Here is a 14,427-nt window from a genome sequence, read left to right on the forward strand (position 1 = left end):
AACACAATGAATCTGAATGGCATTCTGGTACCCATGGTTACACCATTTGACTCGAATAACAAAGTCGATACCGCCCGTCTGAATGAACTGGCGCTGGCCTATATCGACAAAGGAGTGACCGGCCTGGTGACCTGCGGCACCACCGGGGAATATTACACTTTTTCGGAAGAGGAACGCGCCGCGGTCTTGCAGACAATCGCCCGGGCAGGCAAAGGCAAGGCGACATTAATCGCAGGAATCAGCGACCTGTCCGCCGAGGTAGCGGTACGCCGTGCACACGAGGCCAAGCGCCTGGCTACGACGGTCTGATGCTGTCGGTACCGCCCTATAGCCTGCCCAGCCAGGAGGGAATCATTGCATTTTTTGAATATGTCGCGTCAGCCACAGACTTGCCTATCATCATGTACAACTTCCCTGCGCGCGTCGGCGTCGAAATCGAGTTCGAGACGGTAGCGCGCCTGGCACGCCATCCCAACATCAAGGCGATCAAGGAAAGCAGCGGCAATTTCAGTCAGGCATTACGCATGATCCAGGCCAATTTCGATGATTTTCAGGTGATTTGCGGTTGTGATGATCAGCCAGTCGACTATTTTTTCTGGGGCGCCACCAGTTGGATTGCAGGTGCCGCGAATGTTTTCCCCGATGAACAAATTGCCTTGTTCAACGCAGCCGCCAGCAAGAATTGGGACACGGCAAAAAAAATCATGACCGATATGTATCCGGCCATCCACTCCATGGAGTCTGGCAGCTACAACCAGAAGGCCAAAATCGGCTGCCTGCGCGGCACCTTCGACGCCGGCAATGTCCGTCTGCCGCTGGTCAATCTGTCAGACAGCGAAAAGCAGGAATTTCTTGCGCTGCTCAATTAAACCGGAGCGAGAGATGACATTGAGCAAAAACACCATATTTGAACAGGCGGCCCGGGCAGAACTCTGGGCCGGCCACCTGATACCGAATTACACCAGTACAGGTGGCAAACTGGAGAACCGCAGTCCGATCGACAATACGGTGATCGGCCATATTGCCGACGGTGAGGCTCACGACATGGATGCGGCAGTAGCCGCTGCGCGCACTTCGTTTGTGTCGGGTGAGTGGTCGCAGCTTGCGCCGGCAGAACGAAAGCAAATCATGTTGCGCTGGGCCGCCCTGCTCCAGGAAAACCTGGAAGAGCTGGCGGCGCTCGACTGTATTGATGCAGGCAAGCCGATTACTGAATGCCTTAACACCGATATACCGGCCACCATCGAGACATTTTACTGGTATGCAGAAATCATCGACAAACTGTTCGACAAGGTTGCACCTACCGGAAAAGAGGCATTGGGCCTGGTTGTCAGGGAACCCATGGGCGTCGTGGGCGTTGTCCTGCCATGGAATTTTCCTGCACAGATGTTCGCCTGGAAAGTGGCGCCCGCACTGGCTGCAGGCAATTCAGTTGTGGTCAAGCCGGCAGAACTGACCTCGCTCAGCGCCTATCGCATGGTGCAGCTGGGGCATCAGGCAGGCGTGCCGCCGGGTGCGCTCACACTGGTTTGCGGCCTGGGGGAAAAGGTAGGCGAAGCACTGGGCCGACATGATGACGTCGACATGGTCTCCTTTACCGGCTCCACCGAAGTGGGTCGTTATTTTCTGCACTATTCAGCCCAAAGCAATTTGAAGGAAATCGTGCTCGAGTGCGGCGGCAAAAGCCCGCAGATCGTTTTCGAAGATGCCGATCTGGATGCCGCCGTGCCATCCATCCTTGCTGCCGCGTTCTGGAACATGAGTGAGAATTGCAGTTGTGGATCCCGGCTGATTGTACACGCGTCTATTAAAGATGCCCTTCTGGCCAGACTCAAGGCGGGACTGGCCGACTGGAAAGTGGGCGATCCGCGCGATGCAACCGTTGCCATCGGTCCAATGATCGAACAGGCCCATTTCGATAAGGTCAAAGCCTACCTGGACAAAACGCTGGCCCAGGGAGGCTCGCTGGTTGCAGGCGGCACTATTTACGAAGACCAGGGAAGCGGATGGTATATCGAACCGACCATTTTCGACAATATCACACCTGAAATGGCCCTTTTCCAGGAGGAAGTATTTGGCCCATTGCTGGCCGTGACCAGTTTCAGCACGGACCAGCAGGCCATTGAGCTTGCCAACAACTCCAGCTACGGACTGGCCGCCTCTTTTTACACGCGCAGCCTGAGCCGCGCCCATCACGTTGCCCGGGCAATCAAGGCCGGCACAGTGTCGGTTAACGGCTTCTCGGAAGGCAGCATTGCAACGCCTTTTGGCGGCTATAAGCAGTCCGGTTTCGGTGGTCGCGACAAGGGTGTAGAGGCACTTGACCAGTATCTGCAGACCAAAACCATCTGGTATGTGAACTGACGGTATGACAAGGCAAACCGGTATGTCCGGTCTGCCTTTTTTCACCCGCTTAATTACAAAAACTACGCTGGCAGAACGTGCCGCGAACGCTTGCAAAGGAGAAGTCAATTATGGAGCAACTCGTCAATACCCTGGTCGGGTATATCTGGGGGGATACCCTCGTCTATCTTGCATTGGGTGTGGGTCTTTACTTTACTATCATCACCCGCGCCGTTCAGTTTAGATATTTTTTCGAAATGATTAGATTGTTGCGCGAACGCAAGGAATCGGCCGATGGCATCTCTTCCTTTCAGGCATTTTGCATGGCCCTATCGGGCCGCGTGGGCGTAGGCAATATTGCAGGGGTAGCCACTGCCATTGCGGCAGGCGGTCCGGGCGCCGTGTTCTGGATGATTGTGATGGCATTGCTGGGCGGCGCCAGTGCATTTATTGAATCGACCCTGGCTCAAGTGTACAAGGAGCGCGCAGACGATCAATATCGCGGCGGCTCACCCTACTATATCGAAAAAGGCCTGGGGCTAAAGGCTTTCGCAGTCGTGGCGGCCACGGTCATTTGCCTTTCCTATGGCGTGCTGGTGCCTGGCATCCAGGCCAATACCATTGCCGAGTCCTTTTCCACCGCCTTCGGAATGCCTTCGTACATCACAGGCGCCATTGTGACAGCTTTACTCGGCCTGATCATCTTCGGAGGCATCAAACGTATTGCCCGGGTTGCCGATAAGGTCGTACCGGTCATGGCGATTGCCTATGTCATATTGATGGTGATCATTCTGGGGTCGAATGCCGAAAAGATTCCCGCATTGCTGCAACTTATTGTCGCCAGCGCTTTTGGCGGTGATGCCGTTTTCGGCGGCATTGTCGGCACGGCCATTGCATGGGGAGTACGCCGGGCGGTATTTTCCAACGTCGCCGGCGCAGGTGAAGCCACCTTCAGCTCGGCTGCTGCGGAAGTCTCGCATCCGGCCAAACAAGGACTGGTACAGGGCTTTTCAGTGTATATCGACACGGTCATCGTATGCACCGCTACGGCATTGATGATCCTGATTACGGAGTCATACAATGTCCTGCCACCCGGCGCCACATCGCCGCTGGTTGAACATGTACCAGGACTGGTTGCCGGCACTGCGTATACCCAGGCGGCGGTATCCACCGTATTTGCAGATTATGGCAGCGGTTTTGTCGCCATTGCTATCTTCCTGTTTGCCTTTACCACGCTGATGGCTTACTACTACATCGCAGAAACCACCATGGTGTACCTGGACAGCAAGCTGCGCTATCCCATATTGAAAGTCATATTGAAAATTGTGTTTCTCGTTGTCGTTTATTTGGGCAGCGTCCAGTCGGTCAGCCTGATGTGGGGCCTGGGTGATATAGGGTTTGGCAGCATGTGCTACCTGAACTTTATCGCCATTGTCCTGTTGAGCAAACCGGCAATCAAGGTACTCAAGGATTATGATCGTCAGAAAAAAGCCGGCCTGAACCCTGTTTTTGACCCTCGGGTAGCCGGCGTAGACAATGCCGACTTTTGGATTGAGTACAGCGAAAAAGCCAATCAATCCCGTTAACCGGCTCTGCATGGCAAGGGCAGTGGCGAGCGCTGACGGCCTGCACAGCAATAGGAGCAGATTGCTGATGAAACAGCCAAACAAGCCCGCCACGCCAACATTTGCAGCGAATCAAAACGTTACATCTCCTCATTATTCCAAATGAAATAGCCGATTGAATGGTGTTAGTATAAAAAGTCGATTTGGTGCTGCAGGAGCCTGTCGTTCACCACAAACCTGTCGCAACGGGCATTTACAGGTATCTTTTTTGCCTGTCGCCGTTAAAGAAAGGAGTTTCATATATGAGTAACACATTATTGAGAAGCAAAACTGCCGCCGCTTTTTTTGCAGTCAGCGCCAGCCTTGGCTCTGCCATGTTTCTCGCCAATAGCGCCGCGGCCCAGACAACGAATCAGGGTACCGGCCAGACCATGGAACAACCATCAGGACAGGCAGCACCGTCCACAGGCGGCCAGGGCATGCCTTCGGCCGCTATGCCATCGGCTGGTGGAGAAATCCCACAAGATCAACTGGTCAAGCTTGATCTGAACAAAGATGGCTCTGTTGCCAGAGAAGAATACAATCAGGCCATGGCTGCCGCATTCAAAAACCTGGACAAGAACAGCGACAACGCGCTGACACCAGAAGAAGTTGGAACCATTCTGACGCCGGAGCAGTTTGCCGCAGTTGATGCCAACAAGGACGGCAAGATCAGTAATGAAGAAATGGTCACTCAGGTCACCAGTGACTTTGATGCTGCTGACACCAATAAAGACGGTCAGCTCAAATAAGTGACGCCCGCAAAAACCGGGCATAAATCACAGTAACTACGGCCGACGTCACTGATACGGCCTAAAAAACACACCGTGCTGACAACACGGTGTGTTTTTTTATGGGCCGGATTATTGTACGAATAAAAGACGCGTCACGACGGGGATGCCGACCCGCTACTGGCATGGACAGCGCTTGCAAAGCAGCACTTGGTCGATCACCGGCAACTAAGGCGGCACACCGGGAGCCAGTCGCTTGTCTTTAAAGGACCATCAAATTACTGTAATATGGTTCACCTAAGTTTTCTCTGGCCATAATCATAATGATGATAACGTTGGCATTCATTGTCATCGCCGTTTTTCTCTGGGGCACGCTGGCATTATGGGTGCAGTTCACCAGGCACAAAGCGCGTCGCCTACTGCTGATTACGCTGTGGACGCTGGTCAGCGCCCTCTTTATCGCCGCCCTGCTCTATCCTGACATTGATCCGTTGCAAACGATCGCCGGCATCACCTATACCCTATCAATACTGGCGCTGGTGTATTGGTGGCGGAATATTCGCGCCTCCAACGATCGCAACTGGATACCCGATGTATCCAGGCAGGTGCACGGCTCGCTAGCCGGCAACACCATGACGATTGAAAACGTACGCAATTTCATATGGCATTCTCCCGAGCACTTTACCGAACAATGGGAGACCAGGCAGTACGATTTGAGTAAACTGGCCTCGGTAGACCTGGCCCTGTCCTACTGGAGCGGGCCGGCCATTGCGCACGCCCTGGTTTCTTTTGGTTTCAGCGACGACCAGTATCTGGTTTTTTCAGTCGAGATCCGCCGTAAAGTCGACGATGCGTTCTCTGAACTGGGTGGTTTTTTCAAGATGTATGAATTGAGTATTGTCGCGGCCGATGAAAAGGATGTGCTTTTCGTTCGCAGCAATATCCGTCAGGAAGACGGATATTTATATCGTGTGCATATGACGCCCGCGGCACGGCAATCGCTGCTGCTGGCCTATCTGGACGAAGCCAACCGGCTGATTCACACGCCACGCTTTTATCACACCATCACCGGCAATTGTACGACGCTGATATTTCGGATGATGGATCGCATTGTGCCCGGGCTGCCACTGAACTGGCGACTGCTGGCTTCTGGCTACTTGCCGGAGTATCTGTACGAGGTCGGCGCCTTGCGAGGCGCCGATTCGGTCCAGGAATATCGCAGCCGCGGACGTTATACAGATCGGGCACGCGCGCTTTCCGATAGCAGCGATTATTCACGCGTTATCCGCGACGGCGTACCAGGCATCTGAATTGCCGCGTGAACGGCTCGACCAAGCCATGATGAATCATGAGGATAGTGGGCAGGATCGGCTATCGCGCTGACCTATGATGATTGTCGGGGCGAACATCATAAAATCAAATAAGGCCGCCATAAAGCGGAACTTTGTCCACCACAAGGCCCTGCGCACAGGTGCGCCAGCTTACCCGGAAATGGAAACATTCGATGCCTTGCTCTTGCGCAGCAAACGAGCGAACCACGGCGTACCGACCGGGTGCACCACGGCGCGCAACGCGCGTGCATAGTCCAGTGTCAGGCCCGGCGTCCAGGCCATGGTCGTCGCACGTTTTCTGATCTGGGCCGCAATCCATAATTCGGGCATGACCATGACCCGCAACACCTCTTGCCAGGAGCGCGAAGCCCTGTCATGCAGCGCACCGTCCAGCGCAGCCTCCAGCGCATAACTGACTGAACTGGAACAATTGCGGTAAGTCAGATTGTAAATTTCATGCTGCCTGTACTCCTGCCAGAACCGCTGCAAACCGTCCGGATTGTAGGCATTGAATTTTACCTGCCAGTTTGATGGGCACCAGGCCTGTGATTCAGTGCTGTAATCCGGCTGGAATTGTCCCGGAACATCGTTATCGCGGGTCGCCTTGAGAATGCGAAAGAATTCGGAGGGAGAGCGGTCAATATCGGTACCCGGATAAAGGCTGATATAGGTGTCAGGCAGCATCTCCAGCGCCGCATGTCCCGTGGAGATCACGCCATTGATATCCACTGCCGCTATATACCGGTTAATGACCGGACGCGGAACAGGCGCGCCTTTGGATGAGCCTTCGGGGGTCCAGACATGCACGGTCAGAGGCTCGCTATGGATCTGGCCGGACGGCGTGCTGTCATTGACAGGCCGTGACAATTGCGACTTGCGGATTTTGGGCAACACATCCGAAGGCACGAACAGCTCAAATACAGATGTGCCGTCCTTTAACTGACGCGCCCTTAAAAACACGTTCAGCGTGACAAGACCGCCCATCATGAGGGTGATGCCGATAAAGACGGAAATCGTTGCGGAATAGTGGCTGGGATAAGGCCGAACATGAATAGGGCAAAGCCGATTTTTGCCAGGCCGAATCCGAATGCCGTACGCCAGCTGGGAAACCGAACCACCCATGCCGATGCCATCTGTAATAGGCCCATCACAAAATATGCCATGCCCAGGATAATGGCAAGCAGCATATTGCTGATGGTTTCGTTGGCAAGAATCAACAGCGAAATCAGGAAGAACCCGCCCCCCTTGAAATACAGCACCGCCTTTTGCGCGCCAATACCGCTGGAGGCCACGCTCAAGGTAATCACACTTTCAATCAGCAGCAGCACACCGAATAGCGTCAATGGAAAATAACGAACACCATCGAACGCATCCACAAAAATCACCAGCCCGGCCAGTAGCCACAAAAAGCCCATGATGCCCAGCAGGTACGCATTGCGACGAACGAAACTGGCGCCAAACAACAGCAAAGCAATCTGTATCATGACAGGCTCCAGCCAAACACGACGCTGGCACTGGATTTACGCATCATGATTGCCCCCCTTGCCCAACCAGCCAGGTACCAACCAGAATGTCTTTGTCTGGCTCGCTGATAAGGACAGGCGCAGTCGCGCGGACCCAAATCCATTCGGATGTCGACGATTTCAATCGAAATTTGGCTGCCAGTTCAATACCTGATTTGCCATCATTTGCCGCCAGCAGGGCCGCAAGCGTAGAACGATCATCGGGGTGTGCCAAGGCCAGAATCTGCGCTACGCTGCCCATGGTTTCCGGGGCCGCTCCCAGCGCCTCGTGGATGCGGCCGTCCCAGTCCATATGCCCGCTGGCGGCTTCCAGGCGGTACATGAAAGCCGTTTCCTGGCGCTGCTCCTGAACTGCGCCATAACGCTTGACTGTCTGAGTAAAGACGCGCAGAAAAACGATCAGCAAAGCGGTACCCACCAAATAGCACTGCGCCAGCAAAAGTGACTCCCCGGGCCGCAGCGATCTGAGGAAAAACGGGCCCGTGCCTTGCGAAGAATGATAGATAACGATGGCGCCCAGGCATAGCAGGGCCGCCGAACCCATACGATTGCCGCAGGCAATGGCCGCTACCACGGCCAGAGCGACGGGGATTGCTGTCAGCGCAAACACCAGCGTGGCTCGCCAGGGAGCATGACGACGTGTGATATCCATCTGCTCGGCATCGAAAATGAACCATGCACAAACTGCCATCAATACCAAGGCGGCCACGCCCACCACGAGCGCTTTGGTTCCGGTGTGGGTATGCCCAAGCTGGTAACCGCGTAACCCCATCACGACGGCGGTCAGGTAGAGCACGCCCGAGGCATGCGCCCCCCACCAGACCCAGACCAGGTCGTCAAATGGCGCATTGGCAATCAAGGTTAGCCACGCGGTACTCAGTACCGCGGCAATCGCAGTGACCACGAATGTAGCGACAATCCAGCGCAGCACGATCTGCAAGCCGTCTTTATTCTGAGCGTACCTGCTTACGACCCAGGCGGTGGTCATGTCCGAAGCCAGCGTAATAACCGCAAGCGGCACAGAGATGGCAATGTCATGCCCGAAATTGATATCCGCAATCAGATGCGCAATAAAAAACGCCGCCAGCAGCCAGGGCCAGCGGCGGTAGTCGCTGACCAGAAAAGCGGCCACGCCAATACCTGCCGGAAACCAGACAAAACCCACGTGCGAGAGCGGATCGTCCAGCATCAGGGAGAGATAGGCGGCAGCCCAATACACGACGGCCCATCCAAGGACAGCGGCGGCAGCGCGGATTTTTGGCTCGAACACAGACATACGTTCCCGGTATATTGTTGTCACACTTTGCAATGCATGCAATATATCACGGACGTGATGGTTAGAGAATGGGCAACGTCACTGCTCGCCCGGCAACTGGTGCCAGAGAGGCACCGGACGCCGGGCTATCCCGCCCGGATTCGCCAGGCCCGGCGATTCGCCCCTGCCCTGTGACAGGCGCTTGCCTTGAACGAACCAAGGCGGGCGCCCGTTTCAGTCACAAAAAACTTACCCCGTTTGCTTTTTGACCATCTCGCGAATTTCCTGCAAATGCTGAGTCGCCCTTTCACTGATGCTGGCCATGGCTTCAGTCTGGGATCGGCGTGCGATCTCGGCCAGATCTTTCATATCAGCCAATGCTTTTTCGTAGGCCTTGCGCGCCAGTTCGGTTTGCGCAGCAGGGTTGGTGCCCGCGGTGCCAACTGCGCTGAATATCAGCCATCGCCTGCCGGAACATCTCAGCCTGCTTGGCGGCCAGTGCCTGCATACCATCATACACAGCCTTATTAGCCTGCACCAACGCGTCCACGTCCTTGCGCCGTGCGTCTGCTATCGCAGCAAGATCCAGTCCCGGAACCTGAAATTGTTCATACATTTTGCTTAGTTCAGCAAAAGGGTTGCCTGCACTCTGGTTTGCGTCGTCTTTCGTACTTTTAGCCATGGCATGTCTCCTTGGTTTATAGATATATAGCGATGAACTTCACAGTAAATTAACATGAAACGCGTGCACGCGGGAAAATGATGACTGCCATATGGGTCAACCGGCTACGGGATTTTGCTTAGCGCTCGAACTGGTCTTTCAATCCCATCCAGCAGTCGATATAATTTTTATCAAGCTCGGGGCCCTGCATGGCAAACCGGGTGGGCACAAGACGATAACGGCTTTCAAACATGAACGCCAGTGTGTTATCCAGTTTCTGCGGTTTGAGCTCGGCAGCCGTTGCTTTGCCATAGGACTCTTCATCCGGGCCGTGGGGCACCATGCAGTTGTGCAAACTGGCGCCGCCCGGTTTAAATCCGCCCGGTTTGGCATCGTATTGGCCATACACCAATCCCATGAACTCGCTCATGAAATTGCGATGAAACCATGGCGGACGGAAAGTGTCTTCCATCACCAGCCAGCGCGGCGGAAAAATCACAAAATCACAGTTGGCGGTGCCCGGCGTATCACTGGGCGAAGTCAGGACGGTGAAAATGGATGGATCAGGATGATCATAGCTGATAGAACCAATTGTCATGAAGTGCGCAGTGTCATACTTTACCGGGCTCAGATTACCGTGCCAGGCTACGACGTTGAAAGGTGAACTGTGCAGCGACACACGCCAGAGACGACCACCGAATTTCCGGATCAGTTCGTACTCGCCTGCCGTGTCTTCAAAAGCGGCAACCGGGGCCAGAAAATCGCGTGCATTGGCCAGGCCATTGGAACCGATGGGCCCCAGCTCGGGCAACCGGAACTGCGCTCCGTAATTCTCGCAGACATAGCCCCGGGCCGGCTGTCCGTCGTCCGCTATCGGCTCGACTTTGAACGCAACACCGCGGGGAATAATGACTATTTCCCGGGGTTGAACCTGCAACCGCCCCATTTCGGTTGTGATAAGCAAGGTCCCCTGTTGCGGCACGATCAGCATCTCGCCATCTGCGTTGACAAACGCACGTTGGGCCATCGGCCGATCGGCGATATAGATATGGATTGCCACGCCGCTTTGCACGTCGGCATCGCCATTGGCTGCAATGGTACGCATGCCGTCAATGAAGTCAGCCTGGGGATGGTCATTGCTCCAGGGCGCCCAGCGCAATGGCTCGGGAGGCAAGGCAATTGCCGGATCGGCCCCCGTTTGCCAATAGGGCTGCTCAAACGGTTCATAATGCCCGGCAACAACCGAAGGTTGGCGGCGATACATCCAGGTGCGCCGGTTTTCATGACGCGGCGCAGTAAATGCAGTCCCTGAAATCAGTTCGGTATACAGGCCTCGCGGACCATGCTGGGGACTGTTCCTGCCCTGCGGCAGCGCGCCGGCAACAGCCTGGCTGGCGTATTCATTGCCAAAGCCGCTCTGATAGGCAAGATCGTCACCGCTAGAGGACACATTCTGCCGGGTAGCGGCATCAATCTGGCTGTTCGGGTTCATTCTGTATGCTCCTGTAGGCGGTTTATTCCATTTGTGATCATTGTGCCTCGCATGATCATCGCTACTGAAAGTATAGCCCAGCCGCCACATGGCGTGATTTCTTTTATGATGCTCTAGCGTCGGCAAATGCATTGAAATATGCCTGATTCAAGCGCAAGACGCGGAGTGTGGTCAATGCCGGATCGCAGTATAGTGACACCATTGTTTTCAAACCTGAACGCCGAGTATCATGTCCAGGCTGGCCATCGTTATACTGGCCTGTGATATTGCAGAATCGGCCCGTAACCGGAGAAATCAGAATGACCTATTCATACACTATCATGCCCTCTCCTCTGGGGGAGCTCACCCTGGTTGCCAGAAACAATGCCCTGGCCGCCATACTATGGGAGAACGACAGACCGGGTCGTGTAAAGCTGAGCGGTCTGCAACGTGACAATACGCATCCTGTGCTGCAGAAAACGCAAGCACAGCTGAAGGAATATTTTGCAGGCAAGCGTGATTGCTTTGAACTCGAACTGGATATGCAAGGCACGCCATTTCAGCAAAAAGTATGGGCGCTGTTGCTGACCATTCCGTTTGGGCAGACCCGCAGCTATCGGCAGCTTGCCGAATTGACAGGCAACCCTGCGGCCTCCCGTGCCGTTGGCGCGGCGGTCGGGCGCAATCCCGTATCCATAGTCACGCCGTGTCATCGTGTTGTGGGCAGCTCGGGCAAGCTGACCGGGTTTGCAGGCGGCCTGGATGCCAAGCGCACATTGCTGCAACTGGAAAGTCGGGCGATGCCGGCGCAATAGATTTCAGGCCACGCCGTGTCAACTGTACTGCCTAAGCTGGATATCAATCCCGTTTAGTCCTGCAATGCCACGCGTGACTTGATAAATGCGCTTACGAACAAGACTGCGCGACATTGGCTAAAAAACCTGTCGCGCTGGTTGCCCCGATAGACAACATCAGGGCGTCATTTTTCCTTCGGATATGTCCATGATCATACGGGTGGCCAGATACAAACGAGGCGCGATGGTTGGAATCTGCACATATTCGGCATTGTTCGAGTGGGCACCGAATCCGCTCAGACCGAAGCCTTCCACCACTCCCCCGCGGGTTTTGACGGCAGCAAACGCCGCATCGGTTCCTCCGCCCGTTGCTTTGTCGGCCACACTCATATCCAGTTCCAGTTCATTCTTATAAATGCCCTGTGCGTGCGCAGCGAGTTTGCGACTCATCTGGCTGGCTTCAAGCGGCGGGCGTCGCACTTCGAACTTGAGTTCTACCTTGCTTTCCGGCAATAACTTGTTCTTGATTTTTTCCTGCATGGCTTTTTCCAGTGCGTCAAAATCCTGCACCTTCAATGCCCGCGCATCAGCCTGCGCAGTCGCTTCGGGGGGAATCATATTGCGTACCGTGCCCACTTTGGCCAGCGTCCAGTTTAACTTGAGACCCTCTTCGGGCCTGGACAGGTCTTTCATTTGCAATACCTGATGCGCCAGTTCGTACAGTGAATTGACGCCGCCTTCCGGCCGTGCTCCCGCATGAGACGATTTGCCTTGGACTTTCAGATACGCCGCGCCGATACCGCTGGTTGCCAGCCGTACGCCGCCGTCTTTGCCACCACCCTCAAACGAGAACACTGCATCCTGGTCTTCGGCAAATTTCGTGATCAGCGCACGGGCGCCCGGAGAGCTGATCTCCTCATCAGAATTCAAGACCACAGTGACCGTCCCAAACTGCTTGTAGTTCAACTTTTTCAGCATATCAACCACGTGCAGGATGGCCGCCACACCCTGTTTGTCATCGGCAATACCCAGACCATAAGCCTTGTCGCCTTCGACACGAAACGGCTGGTTTTTCAGGTCGCCTTTCTGGTACACGGTATCCATATGCGCTATCATCATGATTTTTGATTGCCCGCTCCCCTTGATGGTTGCATGCACCACCGGCCCGGTTTTCTCGGGCGTGTCGTCCATACGATAGACATCTGCAGGTTCGATGATTTGCGTTTCTGCGCCTAGTTGCTTAAGCCGGTCAGCCACAAACCCCGCTATTTTCGTGACCCCTTCAATATCCCGGCTGCCGGACTCAATGTGCACCAGATCACGCAGCGTATCCAGATAGGCCTGCTGTTCGCTCTTGGCCAGGTCATGAACCTTGGCCACGGGCGCAGCCAGCACGACGCCGGCAGCCAGTGCCAGCACGGTACCGGTGGCCAGTTGCCATCCTGTAGTGTGTGATTGTGACGGTCTGGGTTTGTGTTTCATATTGCCTCCTTGCAAAAACACGTTGAAATCTTTTAACTATTGTTTTTTTCTGGTCTACAGCAACGCGCCGCGCACGCTACCATCACGGCGCCGTAAAACCGGCAGACATGCGAGCAGTACCGCCAAGCGATGCGCCAGCGCACACCGACACGCGATACTTTATGACTTATTCTGCTGTAATTGCCGGATTACCGCATCGGCCACACCAACTGAAGAGGCCGGATTCTGTCCTGTAATCAGCCTTCCGTCGACAACAATATGCGGCTGCCAATCATCGCCACTGGTGTAGCGTGCGCCATGGTCTTTGAGCATATCTTCAACCAGAAAGGGCACCACATCGGTCAGCCCCACCGCCGCTTCTTCTGCATTGCTGAAACCGGTCACGTTTCTATCATGAACCAGAAACTGACCTTCTGCTGTTTTCACGTGGCGAAACACAGCGGGCGCATGACAGACCGCCGACACGATCTTGCCGCTTGCATAAAAGTCTTTGATCAACGCCATGACATAGCCGTTTTCCGCCAGATCCCATAAAGGCCCATGCCCCCCGGGGAAAAAGACGGCATCGAACGAATCTGCCTTCACTTGGGCCAGACGTTGCGTAGTTGCCAGCACGGCCTGTGCCTGCGGGTCTTGTTTGAAGCGTCGGGTCGCATCGGTCTGGGCATCCGGCTCATCGCTTTTTGGATCCAGCGGCGGCTGCCCGCCCAGTGGAGACGCCAGCGTGATGTCGGCGCCGCTATCGAGGAATGCATAATAAGGTGCCGCAAATTCTTCCAGCCAGAAGCCGGTTGGTTTGCCCGTCGCTCCCAGGGTGGCGTGTGAGGTGAGGATCATCAAAATCTTCATCATATTCTCCTGTTGTATCATTCAATAATAGCATTGCGAAAAACAGAGCCAAGGAACGAGCCATTATCACATGCGCGGCAGGAAAACACTGTCAAATTGCTGAAAGATGCGCCGCCTACAATGACACCAGCTGCACAGACCGCCTTGCGCACAGACTGGAGCCATCATGAATACGCAATCGACCAACCGCAGACGCGATGCATGCAATCTGCGTATCAAAAATGACGATATTATGCTGATCGATCGCGCTGCCAGCGCGCGCGGCATGACGCGCAGCGACTTTATCGTCGTAGCGGCAAGGGAAGCGGCCCGTAGCGCCTTGCATTCAGGCGCCCCGGCAGCACTGGCGCCCGAAACCAAGCTTGAGAGCATACGTTAATAGA

12 protein-coding genes and 2 pseudogenes are annotated in these 14,427 nt (G+C 54.9%); 7 read left to right on the forward strand and 7 right to left on the reverse strand.

Translation table 11 applies throughout. The features are described 5' to 3' along the window. Nucleotides 1-33 precede the first annotated feature (33 nt). The 5 genes and pseudogenes from TKWG_RS18000 to TKWG_RS18020 all read left to right on the forward strand — a co-directional run bounded on the left by TKWG_RS18000 (nucleotide 34) and on the right by TKWG_RS18020 (nucleotide 5,988). Nucleotides 34-869: pseudogene (locus TKWG_RS18000) on the forward strand (dihydrodipicolinate synthase family protein). Between the two features lie 13 nt (nucleotides 870-882). Continuing rightward, nucleotides 883-2,364: an aldehyde dehydrogenase gene (locus TKWG_RS18005; protein ID WP_014752202.1), complete on the forward strand. Its 1,482-nt coding sequence runs from the start codon at nucleotides 883-885 to the stop codon at nucleotides 2,362-2,364. Nucleotides 2,365-2,474: 110 nt separating this feature from the next. Then, complete coding sequence (locus TKWG_RS18010) at nucleotides 2,475-3,929, forward strand: alanine/glycine:cation symporter family protein (RefSeq protein WP_014752203.1); 1,455 nt, start codon at nucleotides 2,475-2,477, stop codon at nucleotides 3,927-3,929. A gap of 281 nt (nucleotides 3,930-4,210) precedes the next feature. Next, nucleotides 4,211-4,699 (forward strand): EF-hand domain-containing protein, encoded by a 489-nt coding sequence (locus TKWG_RS18015; protein ID WP_014752204.1) that lies wholly within the window; start codon nucleotides 4,211-4,213, stop codon nucleotides 4,697-4,699. 302 nt (nucleotides 4,700-5,001) lie between these two features. Then, nucleotides 5,002-5,988: an Lnb N-terminal periplasmic domain-containing protein gene (locus TKWG_RS18020; protein WP_014752205.1), complete on the forward strand. Its 987-nt coding sequence runs from the start codon at nucleotides 5,002-5,004 to the stop codon at nucleotides 5,986-5,988. Nucleotides 5,989-6,159: 171 nt separating this feature from the next. Here the strand turns inward: TKWG_RS18020 and TKWG_RS27350 are convergent. The 5 genes and pseudogenes from TKWG_RS27350 to hmgA form a co-directional block, all read right to left on the reverse strand. After that, a pseudogene (locus tag TKWG_RS27350) lies at nucleotides 6,160-7,493 on the reverse strand (HdeD family acid-resistance protein). A gap of 43 nt (nucleotides 7,494-7,536) precedes the next feature. Continuing rightward, complete coding sequence (locus TKWG_RS18030; RefSeq protein ID WP_171815184.1) at nucleotides 7,537-8,802, reverse strand: MASE1 domain-containing protein; 1,266 nt, start codon at nucleotides 8,800-8,802, stop codon at nucleotides 7,537-7,539. Nucleotides 8,803-9,036: 234 nt separating this feature from the next. Then, a complete protein-coding gene (gene phaP, locus TKWG_RS26210) occupies nucleotides 9,037-9,270 on the reverse strand; it encodes a TIGR01841 family phasin (RefSeq protein WP_264300324.1) in 234 nt (77 codons plus the stop codon). Then, complete coding sequence (locus TKWG_RS26215; protein WP_014752208.1) at nucleotides 9,158-9,469, reverse strand: phasin family protein; 312 nt, start codon at nucleotides 9,467-9,469, stop codon at nucleotides 9,158-9,160. Before TKWG_RS26215 ends, phaP begins: the two co-directional genes overlap by 113 nt. A gap of 118 nt (nucleotides 9,470-9,587) precedes the next feature. Further along, nucleotides 9,588-10,940 carry a homogentisate 1,2-dioxygenase gene (gene hmgA / locus TKWG_RS18040; RefSeq protein ID WP_014752209.1) on the reverse strand — a complete coding sequence of 451 codons (1,353 nt, stop codon included), beginning with the start codon at nucleotides 10,938-10,940 and terminating at the stop codon, nucleotides 9,588-9,590. A gap of 299 nt (nucleotides 10,941-11,239) precedes the next feature. Between hmgA and TKWG_RS18045 the strand changes: the two genes are divergently transcribed. Next, nucleotides 11,240-11,734, forward strand: a complete 495-nt coding sequence (locus TKWG_RS18045; protein ID WP_014752210.1) for a methylated-DNA--[protein]-cysteine S-methyltransferase — start codon at nucleotides 11,240-11,242, stop codon at nucleotides 11,732-11,734. Between the two features lie 156 nt (nucleotides 11,735-11,890). Here TKWG_RS18045 and TKWG_RS18050 read toward each other — a convergent pair whose 3' ends face one another. Continuing rightward, a complete protein-coding gene (locus TKWG_RS18050; protein WP_014752211.1) occupies nucleotides 11,891-13,195 on the reverse strand; it encodes a M20/M25/M40 family metallo-hydrolase in 1,305 nt (434 codons plus the stop codon). A gap of 159 nt (nucleotides 13,196-13,354) precedes the next feature. After that, entirely contained in the window at nucleotides 13,355-14,044 is a 690-nt protein-coding gene (locus TKWG_RS18055) for a type 1 glutamine amidotransferase domain-containing protein (RefSeq protein WP_014752212.1), read from the reverse strand. A 166-nt stretch (nucleotides 14,045-14,210) separates the two neighbouring features. On the opposite strand from TKWG_RS18055, the gene TKWG_RS18060 reads away from it, so the two are divergent. Next, nucleotides 14,211-14,423 carry a type II toxin -antitoxin system TacA 1-like antitoxin gene (locus tag TKWG_RS18060; RefSeq protein WP_014752213.1) on the forward strand — a complete coding sequence of 71 codons (213 nt, stop codon included), beginning with the start codon at nucleotides 14,211-14,213 and terminating at the stop codon, nucleotides 14,421-14,423. Nucleotides 14,424-14,427 lie beyond the last annotated feature (4 nt).

Origin of the sequence: Advenella kashmirensis WT001 (assembly GCF_000219915.2) — a bacterium.
GTDB lineage: Bacteria > Pseudomonadota > Gammaproteobacteria > Burkholderiales > Burkholderiaceae_B > Advenella > Advenella kashmirensis.